General features: G+C 55.4%; 16 protein-coding genes. 8 read left to right on the top strand and 8 right to left on the bottom strand.

The window, feature by feature from the left end; translation table 11 throughout:
- The first annotated feature begins 143 nt into the window (after nt 1–143).
- The 3 genes from HMPREF2756_RS01540 (at nt 144) to HMPREF2756_RS01530 (ending at nt 4,431) form a co-directional block, all read left to right on the top strand.
- Complete coding sequence (locus HMPREF2756_RS01540; protein WP_070617489.1) at nt 144–1,730, top strand: carbohydrate-binding domain-containing protein; 1,587 nt, start codon at nt 144–146, stop codon at nt 1,728–1,730.
- Between the two features lie 266 nt (nt 1,731–1,996).
- Nucleotides 1,997–3,883, top strand: a complete 1,887-nt coding sequence (locus HMPREF2756_RS01535; RefSeq protein WP_070617486.1) for a carbohydrate-binding domain-containing protein — start codon at nt 1,997–1,999, stop codon at nt 3,881–3,883.
- Between the two features lie 341 nt (nt 3,884–4,224).
- A complete protein-coding gene (locus tag HMPREF2756_RS01530) occupies nt 4,225–4,431 on the top strand; it encodes a DUF3073 domain-containing protein (protein ID WP_013397806.1) in 207 nt (68 codons plus the stop codon).
- 38 nt (nt 4,432–4,469) lie between these two features.
- Here HMPREF2756_RS01530 and HMPREF2756_RS11100 read toward each other — a convergent pair whose 3' ends face one another.
- Nucleotides 4,470–4,730: a hypothetical protein gene (locus HMPREF2756_RS11100; protein ID WP_037231264.1), complete on the bottom strand. Its 261-nt coding sequence runs from the start codon at nt 4,728–4,730 to the stop codon at nt 4,470–4,472.
- Between the two features lie 56 nt (nt 4,731–4,786).
- Between HMPREF2756_RS11100 and HMPREF2756_RS01520 the strand changes: the two genes are divergently transcribed.
- Both HMPREF2756_RS01520 and HMPREF2756_RS01515 read left to right on the top strand, forming a co-directional pair.
- Nucleotides 4,787–5,437, top strand: coding sequence for a TetR/AcrR family transcriptional regulator (locus HMPREF2756_RS01520; protein ID WP_246825790.1), 651 nt, complete (start codon nt 4,787–4,789; stop codon nt 5,435–5,437).
- A gap of 246 nt (nt 5,438–5,683) precedes the next feature.
- Complete coding sequence (locus tag HMPREF2756_RS01515; RefSeq protein ID WP_246825789.1) at nt 5,684–6,847, top strand: phosphodiester glycosidase family protein; 1,164 nt, start codon at nt 5,684–5,686, stop codon at nt 6,845–6,847.
- A gap of 122 nt (nt 6,848–6,969) precedes the next feature.
- Here the strand turns inward: HMPREF2756_RS01515 and HMPREF2756_RS01510 are convergent, their stop codons facing one another.
- The 7 genes from HMPREF2756_RS01510 to HMPREF2756_RS01480 form a co-directional block, all read right to left on the bottom strand.
- Nucleotides 6,970–9,153, bottom strand: a complete 2,184-nt coding sequence (locus HMPREF2756_RS01510; protein WP_246825788.1) for a S8 family peptidase — start codon at nt 9,151–9,153, stop codon at nt 6,970–6,972.
- A 513-nt stretch (nt 9,154–9,666) separates the two neighbouring features.
- Complete coding sequence (gene purM, locus HMPREF2756_RS01505) at nt 9,667–10,812, bottom strand: phosphoribosylformylglycinamidine cyclo-ligase (protein WP_070617481.1); 1,146 nt, start codon at nt 10,810–10,812, stop codon at nt 9,667–9,669.
- 7 nt (nt 10,813–10,819) lie between these two features.
- Nucleotides 10,820–12,619 carry an amidophosphoribosyltransferase gene (gene purF, locus HMPREF2756_RS01500; protein ID WP_070617478.1) on the bottom strand — a complete coding sequence of 600 codons (1,800 nt, stop codon included), beginning with the start codon at nt 12,617–12,619 and terminating at the stop codon, nt 10,820–10,822.
- Between the two features lie 217 nt (nt 12,620–12,836).
- Nucleotides 12,837–13,208: a hypothetical protein gene (locus HMPREF2756_RS01495; protein WP_070617475.1), complete on the bottom strand. Its 372-nt coding sequence runs from the start codon at nt 13,206–13,208 to the stop codon at nt 12,837–12,839.
- A 143-nt stretch (nt 13,209–13,351) separates the two neighbouring features.
- Complete coding sequence (locus HMPREF2756_RS01490) at nt 13,352–13,783, bottom strand: sterol carrier family protein (RefSeq protein ID WP_070617472.1); 432 nt, start codon at nt 13,781–13,783, stop codon at nt 13,352–13,354.
- Nucleotides 13,780–14,841, bottom strand: coding sequence for an asparaginase (locus HMPREF2756_RS01485; protein ID WP_070617469.1), 1,062 nt, complete (start codon nt 14,839–14,841; stop codon nt 13,780–13,782). The genes HMPREF2756_RS01490 and HMPREF2756_RS01485 overlap by 4 nt, the downstream gene beginning before the upstream one ends.
- Nucleotides 14,842–14,887: 46 nt before the next feature.
- A complete protein-coding gene (locus HMPREF2756_RS01480) occupies nt 14,888–15,091 on the bottom strand; it encodes a PQ-loop repeat-containing protein (protein WP_048777974.1) in 204 nt (67 codons plus the stop codon).
- A 366-nt stretch (nt 15,092–15,457) separates the two neighbouring features.
- Here HMPREF2756_RS01480 and purD point away from each other — a divergent pair, with 366 nt between their 5' ends.
- The 3 genes from purD (at nt 15,458) to HMPREF2756_RS01465 (ending at nt 19,895) form a co-directional block, all read left to right on the top strand.
- Complete coding sequence (purD, locus tag HMPREF2756_RS01475; RefSeq protein ID WP_070617799.1) at nt 15,458–16,741, top strand: phosphoribosylamine--glycine ligase; 1,284 nt, start codon at nt 15,458–15,460, stop codon at nt 16,739–16,741.
- 255 nt (nt 16,742–16,996) lie between these two features.
- Entirely contained in the window at nt 16,997–17,923 is a 927-nt protein-coding gene (locus HMPREF2756_RS01470; RefSeq protein WP_070535451.1) for a phosphoribosylaminoimidazolesuccinocarboxamide synthase, read from the top strand.
- A gap of 253 nt (nt 17,924–18,176) precedes the next feature.
- On the top strand, nt 18,177–19,895 hold the full coding sequence (locus tag HMPREF2756_RS01465; RefSeq protein ID WP_070617463.1) for a hypothetical protein: 1,719 nt from the start codon (nt 18,177–18,179) through the stop codon (nt 19,893–19,895).
- Nucleotides 19,896–19,975 lie beyond the last annotated feature (80 nt).

Raw genomic sequence — 19,975 nt, 5'->3', positions numbered from 1 at the left:
AGAACGCGGCACAAGAATAGGGTGGGGTGTTCCAGAGGCTCACCGTGTTAGGGCATTCTGGAAACCCCACCCTCTCGCGTAGGATGGTTGAGGCAATCTTTACCGAGATACTTAATCCCTACAGACGAGGAACCCCGTTCGAGATGTTTAAAAACCGGTTTACATCTGTTCTTACATGCGCCTTTGCGGCATCGCTGGCACTTGCTGGATGCGCGATTAGCGGGACCCCTGATAACTCCAAAGCCACTGTGACTGCACAGGAACAGGGGAAGGAGCTTAAATCTGGCGTATACACCTCGAACACCAAAAATGGTGAAAAGATCGACGCACAAACTCACTTTACGCAAGAAGACGTGACCTGGAACCAGGATGCTGTTCTTCCGCTCAATCTGGCAGATCCCACCACAACCGATGGGGTCAGCGAACAAAACGGAACGATTACGATTACGAAGGGGGGAACCTACCGTATGTCTGGCGACTATACGGGGCAAGTGAAGGTTCAAGCCCCTAAGACAGATAAAGTTCAGCTCATTCTTGACGGCGTTAATATCACGAATGAGATCGGACCTGCTATTAACGTTGCCTCTGCCGACGAAGCCGTCATCTACACGTCTCGGGGCAGCACCAATAACCTCAGCGATGGTCCCGAGTATGCAGTCCAGGGCAAAAAAGAGGCAGATTCTACGATCTATTCAACCGCTAACCTAACCTTTGCGGGCGATGGAACGCTGAATGTCGCCGGCAAATTTGATGAGACGGTGCACACCACCAAAGGACTGGTTGTTGCCGGCGGTGCCCTCAACGTTAATTCTTCGAAGACCGGGCTTAAAGGCAAGGACTACGTGGATATTCAGGGCGGGACCCTGCGTATTGAAGCCGCAAAAGACGCGATTAAAGCCACCAACACCGAAAAACAAGGCCTTGGATGGGCACGCGTGGCTGGCGGTGACACTGTTCTTCGTGCTGGTGACGACGGCATCAAGGCGCTGCGCACCCTTGAGATTCTGGACGGGAAGCTCACCATCGAAGGGTCTGAAGAAGGGCTTGAAGGGCAATACGTCAATATTCATGGCGGCGATACGCGCATCAACAGCAATAACGACGGTGTGAATGCCTCGCTCAAGGACCAGCTGCCTAATGATCAAGAGTATGAGGATCAGAAGGAAGACAGCGACCAGCCGGATGCCAGCCCCGTACCCTTGGGTGGTGCCCGCGATACCACAGAGGTTATTGATACCGTGATCAACATGACCGGTGGAAATGTAACCCTCAACGTGGGTGCTGACGGCATGGACTCTAACGGACACGAGTTCTACACAGGAGGCGAGTTGCTAATCAACGGTCCTCAAGACGATGCCAATGACCCTATTGATCCAAATGGTGACATTACTGTAAGTAACGACGCCAGGATCTCATTTGGCGGCGGTGGTGTAGAGCTTTTCAAGCGCCCGATCGACGACTCCACAAATGGGTATCTGCGAATTGCAGATAACGATACTTTCCCACAAGGGCAGTCTGTTCAGGCAGTAGATTCTGCCGGACAAGTCGTTGCAAACTACCGGGTGATTACTCCGGGTGTTAAACAAGTATTTTTCTCGAATCCCTCTATCGTGAAGGGTCAAGAATACACTCTTTACCTAGCACCCACGCTGGTGGATCCGAAGACCACCACCCTTGCACCTGGTGCCGTTGAACGTGGAACTTTCACGGCATCAACCCCTGATCTGTAAAACATAACGAGAGGAGAGAATCCTATTCCAACCTTTAGCCTGCGCAGGATAAAACCATCACACAAAACTCCGGCGCGGGTGGCGGTGCACGCCACAAATATGCATCAGAAAATCCAACTTCTATCACACGACACATACATCAGGAGCCTGCAGGAACCCGTGAATTTGATGCGGCAGGTACCCGTTACCCCGTAGAATTCGGATGTAAACCCTGAAAATACTCACAAACTGCTCAAACAGTGTAGATAGAAAGTGATTCTTTCCCCATGAATAAAAAAATACTGACTTCGGCAACCTCGGTAACTTTGCTCGCGACGCTTGCACTCACCGGATGTTCAACTACAAGCAACGCCCTTGCCTCCGGCACGACGGTGGCAGATAGCTCAGTCGGTACGACTGCGACAACATCCTCGGCAACCGCCACCAACACTGCCGCCAGCAGCTCGTCATTCTCGACCAACGTAAAAAGCGGCGAAAAACTCGACGTCGACACTCACTATTCGGAACAGGATCTCAGCTGGGACACTTCCTCCGAAACCGCGATTGACCTGTCAAACCCCACCGCAACGGACGGCGTTACGGTTGAAGACGGCACCTTGACCATCACGAAGGCTGGCACGTACAAACTCTCCGGCGAATACCAGGGGCAGATCAAGGTCGAAACCGCTGACAGCGATGCGGTTCGGCTCGTTCTCGATAACGCAAACATCACGAATTCCAGCGGTACCGCGCTGAACGTGGTAAACGCTGACGAGGTTATTCTTTACAGCGCATCCGGCACCACCAATACGATAAGCGACGGCGCAGACTACACCGCAACGGGGGAAGATGATCCGGATGCCGTGGTCTACTCCAAAGCCGACCTGACGATCGCGGGTGAAGGCACCCTGAAGGTGAACGGCAACCACGAAGACGGCATTCACACGAGTGACGGCCTTGTGATTGCCAGCGGCACTCTTGAGGTCAATGCGGCGAACACCGGCATCAAGGGCAAGGATTATGTGGATATCCTAGGCGGCACTATTAACGTGACCGCGCAGCAGGACGGTATCAAATCCACTAACGACACCGACGAGGGGCAGGGCTGGACCCGCCTGAGCAACGGTACCGTGACTGTGAATGCGGGCGATGACGGTTTCAAAGCCTCTCGGGTCGTCGAAATTTCCGGGGGCTCCCTGACGGTTGAACAGTCCGATGAAGGCATTGAGGCACAGTACATTAATGTCTCTGGTGGCGATGTAAACGTCACGAGTGCGGATGACGGCATGAATGCCTCGCTGAAGACAAGCGATTCTGAGAGCACGGATTCATCCGCGAACACCTCTGATACTGCCAATCAGCAGCAGAACAACCAGCAGCAGGGCAGCATTCCGGGCGGACAGCAGAGCGGAACCTCCAATCAACAACAGCAGGGGATGGGACAGCCTCCTGCGATGTCTGGAACCTCGCAGGACGGCACGTCTCAGAACGGAGCTTCAGGCACTGCTCAGCAGCAGAACAACACTCAGAACCAAGGCAACCAGAACATGGGACAGCCTCCGGCAATGCCCGGCGGTAACGCCCAGGACGGCAAGTCTCAGAACGGAACTACAGGTACCGGCCAGCAGGGGATGGGCCAGCCCCCGCAGGGTGGTATGCCCGGTGGTGGTGGCGGCGGAACCTTTGAGGTTATCGATGCTGCAATCAACGTGAGCGGCGGTCACGTTACCGTCAATGCTGAGGGCGATGGCATTGATTCGAACGGTGTCACAACTCTTTCTGGAGGAACGCTGATAGTGAACGGTCCCAGCCAAGGCGGTAACGCTGCGCTGGATACCAACGGCGACTTGCTCCTCAACGGTGCCACGGTTCTCAGCGGCAGCACGGCAGATATGTTCGAGGCTCCCTCCACCAACTCGACGAGCGGCTACCTGAAACTGACCAATAGTTCCGGATTTGAGCAAGGATCCACGGTTCAAGTAGCGGATTCATCTGGTAAGGTGGTGGCTAACTATAAAGTCACCAAGTCGAATGTGCAGTTGGTTCTCGTCTCTAGCTCATCGATCGTCAAGGGTCAGAGTTACACGGCGTACACTACAACATCGGCTGTGGACTCCAACGCAACGTCGTTGGCATCCGGTGCGACCGAGCTAGGTAGCTTTACAGCCAGCTAGTGCGGGTTGTTCCCAGGACTTGGGGATAAAATCTTTGAGTCTCGGGCTTGTAGAGATGGGTTGCTACGCGCGGCTCTTATAGAAGGCTCCTACAAAGGTTTGGGCTCCACATCAGCGTATGATGCGCGAGGTGGAGCCCAAACCTTATGCATAATTCGCCGGAGTTCAGGCGAAGAAACTGAAGATTCGACAGATTTTCTGAGCATGAATCTGTCAATCAACAAGACATTGAGGGGTAAAACAAGGTACCCTAGAACATAGGAAAGACTAGAGAGCGATCCGTGGGTTATGCGCGCCTTGGGTGTGGTGGCTGCGGACATGAGGAAAGAGGGGGTCACGCCATGGGGCGCGGCCGTCAGAAGGCTAAGGCAACACGGCAGGCTCGGGAGATGAAGTACTTCAGCCCTGAGACCGACTACAGTGCACTTGAGCGCGAGCTCAACGCTAAGAACACTAAATCCTCCGAATCATCTTCTCGTCGCTATGATGATGAGGATGATTACTCGGCATACGCGGAGAAATATGCCAAATATGATGATGAGGTGTAGCGGTAGAGCCCTAGCGTTACGCTCATACGTGAACCGGCTTAAGCACCCTGCAGGGTGGCTTGGGCCGGTTTTTTATATACTCTGCGGGCGTGCTTGAGCGGCCTACGGGTTTTCATGTTGGCTTGTTTGCGCATCTGCTGATGCTGGCGGGCATCCTGCGGTATGGATACGATAGTGTCACCTACGAAAATGTACAATACCCGAATAAGGTCCGTGCCCACCTGGATATTCCCGCCAATGAAATCGCACTCGCGGGAATTGTCCTCGGTTACCGCAGTGATGACAAGGCGAATTCGCATCGCAGCCCCCGCTCCAACGGTCGAGGGGATTTTAACGATCACATAAGGAGAGAATGATGGGAACTAAAGATGATATTGTGCGCATAGCCACCGACTATATCCAAAGGAACGGCGTCAACGCTTTTAGCTACGCAGATATAGCGCGCAAAATGAACATCAAAAAACCCAGCATTCACTACTATTTCCCTGTGAAATCCGATCTCGTGCGTGCAGCCTTCGAAAAGTACAGCACAGACTTTTTTGAGACGCTGCGCCAGGGTGTGGATGCGGCACACAGCCTCCGCGAAGAACTAGAAGCCTATATGAGGCCCTACCGTGCGAACCTGGAACAGGGCTATAAACTCTGCCTTTGCTCAATGTTGGCGCTGGAATCCCTGGAGCAGAGCGCATCCGCTTATGATGCTGAAGAGGAAAAGAAGACGGCGAAACGGGGAACGCATATCAACGCAACGTTCGTGCCCCTGCGCGCCCAAGCTGAAAACCGTGAGCCTGCCGAGATTAACACCGCAGACTTTCAGGCTAAGAATATTCGCTGGCTCGCCGAGCGTTTTGAGCATGCCGGGTACGATCCCGAGCACGCGCAGGCAGAGGCGGAGTCCTTATTCTGCACGGTGCAGGGCGCGCAGCTGATAGCACGCTCCGCACAGAGTCTTGATCTTTTCGACTCCGTCACAAAGCGGCACCTCGATAACCTCACCGGTGCGTAAGCGCGTATCACGCAGAGGCGGCAGGTCTATTTTGAGGGTTATTGTGCATTTTGCGGTTATTTAAGTCGCCCGATGCACGATAACCCGCGAAATAGAAATCGGACGAAGACGGTCTGGCATCTAAAGCATCAAGCTGTGTGGAGTATATGCGCATGGTGAGACAACCCCCGGAAATGAATACTCATACATAGCTAAAACATAGCTTCTTCATGTTTTAAAACGAGAAATGCCACGCATTCTAGAATCATGAAGAACGAAAATACTACTGCAACACTGCCGGCCGAACAGGTCGAAGAGGCTTCTGAAACATCCCAGAAACCCAAGAAAAAGAAAGTAACTAGGCGCGTTCTCTTAGGAGGCGGCCTCGGTACCCTTGCCGTCGCGGGTGTTGGTGCTGGCTGGGCATATAATCGTTATCTTGCCGAGCATACGCAGATTGACGACACCGTAGCCTATGAAAAATCACAACAAGCAAAGAATAATAATTCATCATCTGACGGTGCCTCAAGCCCCAGCGAACTCACCAACGTTAAGATCACCTCTGATGGTCTGAGCGCCAGCGAAGGCTCTATCACCATTACCAAATCCACCGAAGGAAGCGGCAACAACGCGGTCGTTTCCTTTGCCGCAGAGATCAAACTCAACGCCATGACCCTGCTGCGCGGAGCCTTCGCCAACAACAAATTCGGGCAAAACATTATCGATACGCCCTCCAATATCGCCGCGCAGCACAACGGCATCTGGGCGATTAACGGCGACTACTACGGGTTCCGTGACACCGGCATCGTCATTCGCAACGGTGTGGCATACCGCGATTCCGGCGCCCGTGAAGGGCTCGCGTTCTATCAAGACGGCTCCGTCAAACTCTACGACGAAACCGGCACGAACGCGCAGCAGCTCCTCAACGAAGGTGTCTGGAATACGCTTTCCTTCGGGCCAGCACTCGTGCGGGACTCAGAGGTTGTCAGCGGCATCGACCAGGTTGAGGTCGATACCAACTTCGGCAACCACTCCATCCAAGGCAACCAGCCGCGTACCGGCGTGGGCGTGCTCGGTCAGAACCACCTCGTATTTATCGTGGTCGATGGGCGTTCCGACGGTTATTCGCGCGGAGTTACCATGCCCGAATTTGCCTATATGTTCAAGGAACTCGGATGCGTAAGCGCCTATAACCTGGACGGCGGCGGATCCTCGGTGATGGTCTTCAACAACCAGCTAGTCAATGCTGATGGAGGTTCTCACCGCTCTCGGGGTCATGCTCATCGTGGCGAAGATCCTGACCGAGCTGACCTTGATTCCCCTCAGTTTCGCGGTACAGCGTCGGTGGGTTTTCCTGCCAGCACCGCCTCCGCAGACTACGGAGCAAAACGAGCGCTCACGCGAGCTTGCCACGCATTCTTCGTAACATGATGCGAATTTATGGGTACGGCGAATCGGGTAAAATCCTTGAGCTGTGAAAATACACATATGCCCGTTGGGAAATATTTCCCAACGGGCATATAGCCTAGTCAAAGTTTATATTCCAAGGGCTTTTAGTAGCGGTAGCCTACGTTATAGTAGCCGTAGCCGCGGTAGCTGTTACCCCAGCCGTAGGAGTACGATGCCCACCACGGATGCCCTGAACGGTGCATCCACGAGGTGTTGTGCCAGCTTCCACGGTGTCCGCGGTGGTATCCCCAACCGCCCCAAGAACCGTATCCGTAATCCCAGCGGTTCCATGCACCGTATCCCGACCAGGGATCGTACCAGGGGCTGGGGGAGTAGTAGCCTTGACCCGGGTAATCGTACCAGTACCACCATGAAGGAGGCGCTGGCTTATAAGACTCCGAAGGCGCGGGCGTGGGTTTCTTGGTTTTTACGGGAGCCGGGCTCGGCTTAGGAGTCTCAACCGGTGCGGGCTTGGTAGGCTTCGGTGAAGGTTTGGGCTTGATCGGCAGAACCGGCAGCTGTTCCTCATATGGAGGCAGCGTGGGCAGCGGCTTCGACGGAGGGGGCGCAATCGGGCGTACAGGCTTGCTCGGCGCAGGCGTTGGGGTAGGTGTGGGCGCAGGCGTGGGCTTTGAGGTTTCAGCCGGTGCCGGAGTAGAGCTGTCGGACGGAGCAGGCTCAGGCTTAGAAGGTTCGGACGGAGCAGGCTGAGTCGGTGCAGGGCTCGGCTGCTTCTCTGATTCCACGAGCTCATCGACCTTATCCATCGCCTTAGCCGCATCTATAATGCCGGCGCCGCAATAGTCACGATCGCAGGTGATCGGGTTAGCGGTGGATTTCAGAATATCCAGAGCCTTCTCGTAGCTCAGGTTCGGGTATTTTGACCGCATGATGGCAATCGCGCCCGCAACGTGAGGAGCCGCCATCGAGGTACCCTCATATTCAGCGTAATCTTCCTTCTCGGGAACAGTCTTGCCTTTATTCACCAGCGAAAGAACGCCCACACCCGACTGCCTAAAATCGCCGCCGGGGGCGCTGACGGCAACGGTCGAGCCGTAGTTAGAGTAGCGTGCACGTGAATTTTCAGGAGTGCTTGCGCCCACGTTAATCACGCCGTCACAGCTGCCGGGAATTTGAACCGAAGCATTCTGATTTGAGTTTCCGGCGGAGGTTACAATGATGCTGCCGCGCTTATTCACGGACTCGATAGCACGGTTGTAGGTGCGCGAGCATTTCCCTGCACCACCTAGAGACATATTGATAACCTGGGCGGGGTGCTGGTTCGCGGGTACACCCCTCACGGACCCACCGGATGCCCAGATCATCCCATCGATAATGTCTGAATCGTAGCCGCCGCAGGCACCCAGAACGCGCACCGGCACGATCTTGGCCTTCGGGGCTACCCCGGCAATACCGATGTTGTTGTTGCCGACGGCCGCTATAGTCCCCGCAACATGGGTGCCGTGCCAGGTTGAATTGGTGGCTTTTGCCCCAGAGCCGCACTGCCCTTCAGTGGTCCAGTCGCCTTCATCCTGGGGGTTGTTATCGCGTCCGTTGCCATCGCGCGCAGCGGAAGCATCCGAAACGAAATCGTAGCCGGGCAGCACATTCTCGTTTAGGTCTGAATGCTTGGTAACGCCGGTATCGATCACGGCAACGGTCACCTGGTGATCCCCCGCGTGCTTCAGTGCATAGTCGGCTTTGATGGTGGTGAAACCCCACAGGCGTGACATCTTAGGATCGTTGAAATCGACCTTGTCCGAGCCGGGGAGGCTACCGGTGGGCTGGCGTTTGAGATCCGGCTCGACCGAGTCCACCTGCGGATTCTCGGCGAGCGTCTGCATATACTGCTTTGCCTGCTGCGCATTCAGTGGCTTCGATAGAGAGACCACCGAATCATTCTGCGCGGTATCACGCACATAGGTGGTTTTAACGCCGAGGAGCTCATCAAGCGAATTTACGCTCTTCTCGATGCCCTGATAGAGTTCCGGCACAAACTCGGAGTATTCGCCAGATTCCAGTCCCGAGATATTGAGGTCGTTCTTGGCCTGATCGGCATAGTTGATGATAAAGCGGTCATAGCCCTGTTCCTGCTGCTGCACCGAGGTTGCAGTCAGAATATCCTCAGTCTGTGAGGATGCAGGAATTCCGGTCTTCGTTGATACCGGTGATGCGGGTGCGGCGTGAGCGGACGGTGCGCAGAGCCCTACCATCAGGGATGCGATACCCGCTACGCTCAGCGCCGCCATGCGGGTCCGCTTCACCGTAGGGTGTTCGATGAGTGACATGAAATGTCCTATGTTCAGTTATGTGTGAGTGAATATATGTGATGGCGAATGTGTGATTGAACTCGTCATCAAAAAATAGAATATAGGGCGTTTTGAAAAAGTGCATCTTGAAAGTATTTCAACTCAAAATATTTTTGTACATTTCGCACTAAAAATATATTTACCCATAAAGTTTTACTATTAAAATATTGGTGAAATCCTTGATTTTGCACGGTGAAATCGAGGTCTAATTTATTCTTTTGGGGAGAATAATAGTGTATTTAATATACATCACACTATCTGATGTGCGAGGTTTAGGGTCTTGAAATACTTTAAAGTTTTCCGCAAGCATGGATGATAGCTCACCAAGTATTGAGTAAAGATTTAAAGCTTGCGCAAAATTAGCACTATTGCCTTATAAGATCGCCGTAACAGCACACAAAACGCGAGCAGATGATTCGTTAAAAATCATCCGCTCGCGTTTTATAGATATAGGGCAAGGTGCTACAGCGTAAAACCCTGTCAGAGCGCAGGCTAGACCGCGTAACTGCCGTAAAGCCGCACCGCGCCTCCATCAACACCCTTGGCACCCTGCACATAGTCAGGGTTATTCAACTCGGGGTTGCCAGCCTTCACTACATCCCCCATAATCCAGGACGAAATACCGCGCTCATTCAGGCGACTTACTGCAGCATCCGCCACCGCAGGATCAACAATCGCAATCATGCCCACACCCAGGTTCAGGGTGCGCTCCAAATCGGCGAGCGGAACTTGACCGAGCGAACCGATAAGCGAGAAAATCGCCGGAATCTGCCAGGTTGAACGATCCACACGGCCTTCCAAGCCCTGCGGCAAAACACGCGCCAGATTAGCGGCGAGACCGCCTCCGGTCACATGCGAGAACCCGCGAATACCGTGACCGGTCTGCCCGTCGGCGCCATTAACCGGGAACGCAGCCGCCAAATCCAGACAATCCGCCGCATACACGCGAGTAGGCTCTAAAAGCTCTTCGCCCAAAGTACGGCCGAGCTCGTCCACCTGACGATCCAAGCCCCAGCCTGCCACATCGATCACCTTACGCACCAGCGAGTACCCGTTCGAGTGAATACCCGAAGATGCCATACCGATCAGCACATCGCCCTCGCGCACGCGGTCTGGACCGAGCAGCTCATCGGCCTCCACCAGACCGGTTGCGGCACCGGCAACATCGTACTCATGTTCAGCCAAAAGCCCCGGATGCTCCGCCGTCTCGCCGCCCACCAGCGCGGTACCGGCAACCTTGCAAGCCCCGGCAATACCCCGCACAATATCGGCGATACGCTCGGGAACGACCTTACCCGTAGCAATATAATCGGTCATGAAAAGGGGCTTCGCGCCGCACACCACAATATCGTCCACGACCATACCCACTAGGTCGTAGCCAATCGTGTCATGAATATCGAGTGCCTGCGCGATAGCAACCTTCGTGCCCACACCATCCGTAGAGGTCGCCAAATAGGGCTTGCGATATGAGGACAAGGCCGAGAGGTCATACAGCCCGGCAAAACCGCCCACACCGCCAATTACCGAAGCGTTGTGAGTTGCCTTCACCGCATCCTTCATCAACTCGACGGCGCGGTCGCCCGCCTCAACATCAACGCCAGCGCTTGCATAGGTTACAGAGGTGCTGTTTTCGCTCATGGGTGTATTAGTCCTTCGGGGTTATAGGGCGTGAATTAACGTGTGCGGGAACCAAGTCTTCCTCGGTCAAAAACGCTTCAAGATCGGCATCGGGACCGGGGTTGCACATGCCCGATGCCGGTTGTTGAGCTTCCTGAACAGACTCGACGGGTGCGGATGCGCCAGAGCCAGCCTGCGCCTGAACCACCGGAAGCGCGGCGGTATCGAACTTGTTCTCCAAGGTATCGGTACCCGTGCGGGTTTCAATGGAGACAGCCTCCGCATGCTCGGGCTTGCTTGGTACCGGGCGCTCAACGGTTACCTCCGCCGCCTTGCCGGCGAGCGGTCCACCTTTGCCTTCTTCGGCGTCAAAGAGCGACTTGCCGCGGCGCTCCTCCGAGGGGAGCTCAATCGGGTACTTGCCGGTGAAGCACGCCGTGCACATGCTTTTCGCGGGCTGCTCGGTCGCCGCCATCATGCCGTCTTCCGAAATAAAACCAAGCGAATCGGCACCGAGAGAAGCGCAAATTTCGTCCACCGAAAGACCGTTCGCGATCAGCTCTGCGCGTGAGGCGAAGTCGATACCGTAGAAACAGGGCCATTTCACGGGTGGGGAAGAAATGCGCACGTGAACCTCTTTCGCCCCGGCCTCACGAAGCATGCGTACTAGGGCTCGTTGAGTGTTGCCGCGCACGATTGAATCGTCAATGACAATCAGACGCTTGCCTGCAACCACGGATTTGAGCGGGTTCAGCTTGAGTCGAATACCCAGCTGGCGAATAGTCTGCGAAGGCTGAATGAAGGTACGCCCCACATAGGCGTTCTTGACCAGGCCGTTACCGTAAGGAATGCCGGACTGCTCGGCGTAGCCGATGGCCGCAGGAACACCGGATTCTGGCGTGGGCATCACCAAATCGGCTTCGACCTGGTGTTCACGGGCGAGTTGGCGCCCCATTTCCACGCGGGATTCGTAGACAGAGCGCCCCGCAATCGTAGTATCCGGGCGAGCCAGATAGACGTACTCGAAGACGCATCCGGCGGGTTTTGCCTCGGCAAAACGGTGTGAACGCAAGCCATTTTCGTCGATCGTAATAAGTTCGCCGGGTTCAACCTCGCGCACAAAAGATGCACCCACAATATCGAGCGCCGCAGTCTCGGAGGCAACCACCCAGCCCCGCTCCAAACGTCCCAGCACCAACGGGCGAACGCCCTGCGGGTCACGCGCCGCATAGAGAGTCTGTTCATCCATGAACGTGAGGCAGAATGCGCCTCGCAGGGTGGGAAGCAGATCGAGAACGGCTTCTTCTAGAGAATCAAAATCATGCTCGGCCAAAAGCGCGGTTACCAACGCGGTATCGGTCGTATTACCCTGAGCCAGCTCACCAAACGCCGGGGGCTTGCCGCCGTTCTTCTGAAGCAGCTTATCGTAAAGATCAGCCGAGTTCGTCAGGTTGCCGTTATGCGCCAGGCAAAGCGTGCCGTGCGGGGTGGTGCCCAGGGTCGGCTGAGCGTTCGCCCAATGGGATGCGCCGGTCGTGGAGTAGCGTGCATGTCCGATAGCGTGTTCGCCCGGCATAGAGCTGAGCGTGGCCTCATCAAAAACCTGGGACACCAGCCCCATGTCTTTATACACGTGGATGCGCTTGCCGTTGCTCGTTGCGATACCGGCGGATTCCTGCCCGCGATGTTGCAGTGCATACAGGCCGTAGTAGGTTAGTTTTGCCACGTCCTCACCGGGAGCCCAGACACCAAATACGCCGCAGGCGTCCTTGGGTCCGTGGTCTATCGGATCGAGATCGTGAGTGAGTTTTCCGTCAGGACGAATCAATTCACATCTTTTCGACGTTGGGACTGCGGGAAAGTCTTGTCTGCGTGCGGGTGTGTGAGCCGCTGAGCAGCTGTACCCTCGGGGGAGTACACAGACATGTCTAGTCTACCCTCTTTCACGCCACTCTGTGGTGTACGCTACGAAATTTAACGCCCGCAGGGGTGATGAATATGTCACGTTTGGCTGCGCCAAGCGTTTTAGGATGCGCCGCTCGCTTCTATTCATCCTCTTCTTTGGACTCTGGCTCAACTCGCGCCGTTACGGACTTTTTGAGGGATCGGCGGTCAAGCCACAGGGCCACGAGGGCACCCAATGCTACGCCGACGGCACCGTAAATAACCGCGATAACGCCGAACACCGATGTTTCAGAATATGACGGATCTCCTGGACCCAGGATCACAGAAATAAACGCCGCAATAAGTCCGATGATGAGCCCCAGCATCATGAAAGCTACCACCGACGGGGCACGGCGAACCCGCACCTGTGAGTACTCAACCTCGGCTTCAGGGGATGCTTCAGCTTCGGGCGTGGGGGAAGCTGGCTCCGAAGAATCAGAGTGGGAATTAGAAGGTGTGTGTGCGCTACTCATGTCTTCAAGTCTATCTTTTGGGGTGAATCCTGCCTAATGATTCTTGGTGACGGCGGGGTGCGGACAACGTGGCTGAAGGAATGTTGTCTGCTCTAGGGCGTGCGCGATAAGACTTGAGGTGCCGTTGTCAGGTAGCTCGGCGCCTAGAACAACGGGAAGTAGCGGGATAGATTGCTGCGTTCGCCGCTGGCGGTCAGCAGTCCGGATGCGCTCGCATCGTCCCAAGCCAAGGCACCGGCAGCCAGCGCACACCAGATGAACCCGCTCGTTTCGACTACGCTCGGCGGAGTGCCGCGGGTATGGCGAGGCCCGGCAATACACTGGGTAACCCCGTACGGCGGAACCCGAACCTCCACGCTGTTGCCGGGGGCGAGCGTGGCGAGCTCTTCAAGGGCGTACCGCACAGCGGTAGCGCGCACACCGCGCGGCAGGCGAGCGAATACTTGTTCTATTTCGGTCCGATTTTCCGCACTAATAAGCGGTTTTTCTCCGGAAAGCACAGTATCAAAAACCTGTCTAACCTGTGCAAAGGCGGCCGCGCCGTCAGCCTCCGAAATTCGACGGCGCACACTCACGCGCTCTCACCCACCAGCGGCTCCAGGTCCGCGCCGGGCACCCAGCCTCCAACCTCGCGGGGTGCATTATCCTGCACGCCGCCGATCACGGGGCGAGTCACCTGCGGAAGAAGCTGCTGCACCTGCTCGGAAGGCAGATGCCCCGTAGCTTCCAGAGCCCACAGCGCCACCGGGTAAGCGGCACGGGTTGCGCCGTCGGAAATCTTCACGACCACAGACGCGCCAGAACGCAGACCCACGCACAGTACACCGGCGGCGCCGCTCTTGACGACCGCATCCAGCTGCTCACTCAACACCGTATCGGGCATGCCGGGGGCCTGGATCAGCTCGGGGTAGTCGACCATCGCAGTCGCTACGGTTGAGGCGCGCGCATCCGCATCCATATTGCGAATCGCCGTGCCGAGCGTCGAATAGGCACGCGCCAGACCCAGAGCTGAGACCGCTGCGACGGGGGCGCCGCATCCGTCAATGCCCGATGTGCCCACAGGCTCGCCCGTAAAACTCGCGATCTCCTCAGCAATCATGCGCTGCAGCGGATGCTCAGGGTCGCAGTAATCCTTCATCGTCCACTGGCGCGAATCCGGGTCTACAACCGAGCGGTCCAGCTGCGCGGCACACGCCCACAGAAACCCGGCATGCTTACCCGAACACGGATGCGCAAGCGGAGTCTTCGCCAAATCCGCGCGTACCATCTGTTCGTGCGCGTGCGCATCAGCTGGGTAGGCGGTAGGGCAGAGCAGGGCGGTCGCATCAACACCGGCGCCCTGAAGCATGTCTTGAACCGCGCGCATCTGCTCGAACGTTCCCTGATGCGACCCGCACGCGATCGCTACCTGCGCGCCACGCAGCGGCGCCCCCGATTTGAGCGTGCCGATAGCCTGCAGTGGCTTGAGTGCCGAGCGGGCAAAGAATGGCTGGCTCATGTCTCCGAGGGCAAGATCGGTGGTGCCTTCGGGGGAGAGCACCACCACAATACCGTGGTGGGTTGTCTCGATCAGGTCGTTACGAGTCTGAAATACGAGTTCGGCATCTGTGAGGGAAAGCTGAGGAGAAGTCATATACCCACAATAATAGTGCTAAAAATAGAAATTCTAGCGGATAAAATCACATGAGCGCGGTGATGGCTGCCGTACCGCCAAAAATAATGCCGGGCGCATTCGCAATCACAATGGGCCAGTCTTTCTTCTCGCGCCACAAACCGTATGCTACCCACAGCGTGCAGTTAATGCCTGCAACGAGTGGCTGAATCCAGTCGCCCTTATGGCCGTTGATATTGCCGATAATTTGTGGGAAGTAGAAGACGTACATGAGCACCGCGGTTACGGATGCTACACGCGCCAAAATCGGGAAAAGTCTACGGACCGGCACTGAAAATCCAGGCACGCGTTAAAGGCCGTGAGAAAACCTATATTTTCATCTTCCCTCCCGCAGAGCAGAAAGCATATGAGGCGTTTGTGGGTGAGGTCCGCTATCGCGCCTCTTGGGGCGGCTAACTCACGGACACAGGGAAAACCACAAAACGTGGAAAACAGCTGAACGGTTCAAAACACTATTCGGCGGGCAAAACGTTACACGGTAAAAACGTTATGGGGGCAGAGGGTCACTGGGTAAAGCACAGTCATGGGGTGTTACAAACCCCGCCCGGGTAACATTCGACACGGTACCCTTATGTACATGAAGGTTTTGGTACTGGGCCCCGGCGGCCGCGAACACGCAATTATCCGTGCGCTTGCGCGCGATCCACAGGTGACCGAAGTTCACAGCGCACCCGGCAACGCGGGCATCGCTCAGGATGTTCCGGTACACTCCATCGACGCCAATAACCCCGAGCAGGCCGTTGCGCTCGCCCGCGAGCTCGCCGCAGACCTGGTGGTTATTGGCCCTGAGGCACCTCTAGTCGCCGGTGTTTCTGATGCCCTGCGCGAGGCAGGCTTCGCGGTCTTCGGGCCCTCTGCGGCTGCGGCACAGCTTGAGGGCTCCAAGGCATTCGCCAAGCAGGTGATGGAGGAGGCAAACGTGCCGACCGCCCGCGCCTTCGTCGCCACGACCGAGGCCGAAGCGGCGCAAGCCCTTGACGAATTCGGCGCCCCCTATGTGGTGAAAGACGACGGGCTCGCCGCGGGTAAGGGCGTGGTTGTCACCGAGAACCGGGACGCTGCCTTAGAGCATGCGAACGCCTGCTTTGCCGCTGGCGGTTCCGTGGTGATCGAAGAATTCTTGGACGGTCCCGAGGTGTCGCTCTTCGTCATCAGCGACGGAAAGAACGTGCTCCCGCTGTCTCCGGCGCAGGATTTCAAGCGCATCTTTGACAACGATGAAGGCCCAAACACCGGCGGGATGGGCGCCTACACCCCACTTGACTGGCTGCCTGCAGGATTTGTGGACGAAGTGATCGAAAAGATCGCCCGCCCCACCATCACGCGCATGGCAGAACGCGGCACCCCGTTCGTAGGTGTACTCTTCTGCGGGCTCGCCGTTACCAGCCGCGGCGTGCGCGTCATCGAATTCAACGCTCGCTTTGGCGACCCCGAAACCCAGGCGGTGCTGGCACGCCTGCGCACCCCGCTCGGGCAGCTGCTCCTTGCGGCATCCCGCGGCGAGATCGCCGAAGACACCCGCCTGGAATGGGACCCCCGCACTGCCGTAGACGTGGTCATGGCGGCAGAAAACTACCCGGGAACCCCGCGTAAGGGCGATGCGATTGCGGGGCTTGAGAGCGCATCCGCTATGCCCAATGTGCATGTGGTGCATGCCGGAACTGCTGTCGCGGGCGAAGAGATTGTGACAGCGGGCGGTCGCGTGCTCGCCGTTGTGGCCCTGGGTGATACCCTCGCCCAGGCTCGTGATGCCGCCTACGAAGGGGTACATGCTATTACTTGGGAAGGCGCACAATATCGCACCGATATTGCCCTCAAAGCGGTGCAGGGGGCGATTACCGTACCCGAACTCCGCAACTAACCGCTATTCTCTATTCGCGTGAGCAGGTGGTTTTTGGTCGAGCAGGTGGTGGGATTTTTCTACCTGCTCGACCAGAAGCAACCTGCTCGCGGTGTATTCCAGCCGGGTTCCAAGTAACAGAACTTAACAGCCAACCCCGAGAATACGGCGTTGCGGCCGCATTCGGATTCACATATCGCGGGATGCGGGCATTGTCCGGTAAGGTAAAGAATAGGTAAACACGCCGCGCACATTCGCCCCACAGGAGAACTCCCCATGAATTCCCGCAACAACCCACCCATGATTCCGGGGTGGACGCACGTCTACTCCGGTAAAGTACGCGACCTTTACGTTCCCGAAGAAAGCCGCTATGACGCTGCCGGGCTAACCGTCAGTGACGATGCTGAAATCCGCGCAGGCTCCGTCATGGTTGTCGCCTCTGACCGCATTAGTGCCTTCGATAAAATTCTTCCCACCGAAATCCCCGATAAAGGCAAAATCCTCACCCAAATGTCGCTGTGGTGGTTTCAACAACTTTCGCATATCCCAAACCATGTGATTTCAACCGATGTGCCCGAATCAGTCGCAGGGCGAGCCATGATATGCAAATCGCTCAATATGTTTCCGGTCGAGTGCATTGTGCGCGGCTATCTGACGGGCTCGGGGCTTGCAAGTTACCGCGACACCGGAAGCATAGCAGGCATCGAACTCCCTGCGGGGCTTGTGGACGGGTCACGCCTCGAAACCCCAATTTTTACCCCAACCGGCAAAGCCGAAGTAGGCCAGCACGATGAACCGGTAACCCGCGAAGAACTCTACGCCGAAGTAGGGCACGCAATCGGTAACCGCCTAGAAGAACTCTCACTCGAACTCTACAGCACCGCCGAAAAAATCGCCCGCGAGCAGGGCATTATCTTGGCAGACACCAAAGTCGAATTCGGAACCGACTCTTACCGCGGCGAAATTACCCTCGGCGATGAATTGCTTACCCCCGACTCCTCACGATTCTGGGATGCGAGTGAGTACGAACCCGGAAAGTCTCAGCCGAGCTTTGATAAGCAGTTTGTGCGCGACTGGCTGCGCTCGCCGGAATCGGGCTGGGACGGTTCGGATAACGTGCCTCATCTGCCCGAGGATGTGGTCGAGAAGACCCGCGCCCGCTATGTTGAAGCCTACGAGAGGCTGACCGGCACGAAGTTCTAGATAGACTAAATGCGCGAGCAGATAATATTTTGACGAGCAGATAACGGGTTGCTATCTGCTCGTCAAAATATTATCTACTCGCGGAAATTTTCTACGCCAGATGCTCCTCATGCAGCGTTGCTCTTTTTACCTAGAATATTATGCACTCAGGAGTAAATTCTGGTGTTTTAGGGAAAAATTTTCCCAAAACACCCTATATTTTTGTTAGCGTGGTGCAAATGCGGGTCACTGGTGTAAAAAGAAGGGGAGGGTCATGCTCAATACAAGTAACACTTTAGACGAGGAATTCGGAGAGAGTATTCCCGCAAGCGTTGATGCTCCTCATATCCGGTTTGCGCCAAAAGAGACGAAAGAAGCATTCGAGCTATACAGAAAATCGGTTAACCGAAAGGATAGGCAGAGCGCAGCTGATGCAGCGTCGCGTGCTGAAGCGGCCGCCAAGCAAAGCCTCTCTGAATTGTGTGGAGCGCTGCAGAAAGTTAGTCCAAAAGCAGCCATCCAACTTCTTTATGGAGAACGTCATGACTGTTTGTATGATTATATGTTGCCAAAGGGCGGAGAGATATTTTCGCTATCCCGAGGAGCATGGCTGATCGGTGTTTATGGCAATGGCACGGATAACAGCCGGTATGGTGCTCTCATAGCCTTCAACAAGTACGTTCGATGGGTTGCCGCATATCTAATCAAGCTTCACATCGCTACCTTTGCTGATCTGGACGACACTGAGTGCCTCGCATCTTTCCTCCCCAGTCAACTTGAAATAAGTCGACTGGTTGAGCCTGAAACTCGAATGATGTGGATTGTGGATGAGATCTCAGCGTCAATAGGGCAATGGGTAGACAACAACCTTCCTACCGTATCTAATCTGATCGGATCAAAACCAATGGAGGTCGCAGCTAAAAATATCCACGAGGCTGTCAGCTCACTTTGGTCTGCTTATAGTGACAAGAAAACGGCTATAGAGGAACCATATAGTGCGACTTTACTAAAAGACATTCCGGAAGGGCTGATCCGTGCACTCACCGCAAGACGACCTACAGCGTTAAGTGAAGCAAGCGTGGAAGAAGCACTGCTCGGAGAAGAGCCAACAACTACCCCCTTCGTCCACATTGAGGACACTACCTGGGTTTTGAATCGATCGGCTTGGCTAGATCATCGCGACGACGTGCTCTTTAGATTTGCAATGAAAGAGAGTCCACGTGATAAAGAAGGCCAGGTATTTGAAGACGTTACAGCATCTATGCTTCGCAAATGGGGGCCTCGCGAAGTCGCATGGAAGTCCTCTATAGATCTTCTTTCCCCAAAAAGCAGGAAGTGCAAGGATGAAATAGACATATTCGGGTGTTCGGACGATATTGCTTTTATTGGCGAATGCAAGGCCAACCGGCTTTCGAGAAATAACTTAAGTGTTGGTGTCTCTTTTGAAACGGTAGTGCTGAACAAAGCTGTTTCTCAGCTTGAAACGCGGATAACCCATTGGTATGAGGGATGGAGACCTGGCGGGATAAATCCATGCAAAGCCAGTGAAGCAATTGGGTTTGCAATAACGTTTTCCAGCTACGGTGGAATGCTCTGGCAGTCCGAGAGTCTGATCAAGGAAGATGCCCCAGTACAACACGCAGTCATTCCGTTGCATTCTTTGATTTTTGCGGTGAGTATTCTCGACGGCCCTCAAGACTTGAAACGGTACCTTGAGTACCGAGAGGCTTTTATCACGAGTGGAGCGGTGAACCATGATGAGCTTGAATATATGCTCACATTTATTGCCGCATTGAAGGGTCTTAAAGTAACCATTCCTAAGAATTTGCTTGATGAGAACGCCCGAATTCTTTTTATACAGTACGAACTGGATGAGGAAGGTAAGTCGATTGATCCCCGTAAGTACTCTAACCAGCGGGATTGGAAGCAACAATTTCGGGATGACCTATGGGATAATAGCAAGCCAGTCACTCCATCATTGGCTGATCTGTGACCCATCTCTATATGTCTCTATATGTGAAGGTGCAGCGATCGGCTCCAGGCTCCTTTGAAGCTGTTTGGTTTATCTGCTGC

Origin of the sequence: Rothia sp. HMSC067H10, assembly GCF_001810635.1 — a bacterium.
Classification (GTDB): domain Bacteria; phylum Actinomycetota; class Actinomycetes; order Actinomycetales; family Micrococcaceae; genus Rothia; species Rothia dentocariosa.
This window is presented reverse-complemented; position numbering and strand designations above follow the sequence as displayed.

Coding starts and splice junctions, on each gene's coding strand:
- HMPREF2756_RS01465 (WP_070617463.1), top strand. CDS start 18,177: ATGCTCAATACAAGTAACACTTTAGACGAGGAATTCGGAGAGAGTATT.
- HMPREF2756_RS01515 (WP_246825789.1), top strand. CDS start 5,684: ATGAAGAACGAAAATACTACTGCAACACTGCCGGCCGAACAGGTCGAA.
- HMPREF2756_RS01480 (WP_048777974.1), bottom strand. CDS start 15,091: ATGTACGTCTTCTACTTCCCACAAATTATCGGCAATATCAACGGCCAT.
- HMPREF2756_RS01470 (WP_070535451.1), top strand. CDS start 16,997: ATGAATTCCCGCAACAACCCACCCATGATTCCGGGGTGGACGCACGTC.
- HMPREF2756_RS01510 (WP_246825788.1), bottom strand. CDS start 9,153: ATGTCACTCATCGAACACCCTACGGTGAAGCGGACCCGCATGGCGGCG.
- purD (WP_070617799.1), top strand. CDS start 15,458: ATGAAGGTTTTGGTACTGGGCCCCGGCGGCCGCGAACACGCAATTATC.
- HMPREF2756_RS01520 (WP_246825790.1), top strand. CDS start 4,787: ATGGGAACTAAAGATGATATTGTGCGCATAGCCACCGACTATATCCAA.
- HMPREF2756_RS11100 (WP_037231264.1), bottom strand. CDS start 4,730: ATGCGAATTCGCCTTGTCATCACTGCGGTAACCGAGGACAATTCCCGC.
- HMPREF2756_RS01495 (WP_070617475.1), bottom strand. CDS start 13,208: ATGAGTAGCGCACACACACCTTCTAATTCCCACTCTGATTCTTCGGAG.
- HMPREF2756_RS01485 (WP_070617469.1), bottom strand. CDS start 14,841: ATGACTTCTCCTCAGCTTTCCCTCACAGATGCCGAACTCGTATTTCAG.
- HMPREF2756_RS01530 (WP_013397806.1), top strand. CDS start 4,225: ATGGGGCGCGGCCGTCAGAAGGCTAAGGCAACACGGCAGGCTCGGGAG.
- HMPREF2756_RS01535 (WP_070617486.1), top strand. CDS start 1,997: ATGAATAAAAAAATACTGACTTCGGCAACCTCGGTAACTTTGCTCGCG.
- HMPREF2756_RS01540 (WP_070617489.1), top strand. CDS start 144: ATGTTTAAAAACCGGTTTACATCTGTTCTTACATGCGCCTTTGCGGCA.
- purM (WP_070617481.1), bottom strand. CDS start 10,812: ATGAGCGAAAACAGCACCTCTGTAACCTATGCAAGCGCTGGCGTTGAT.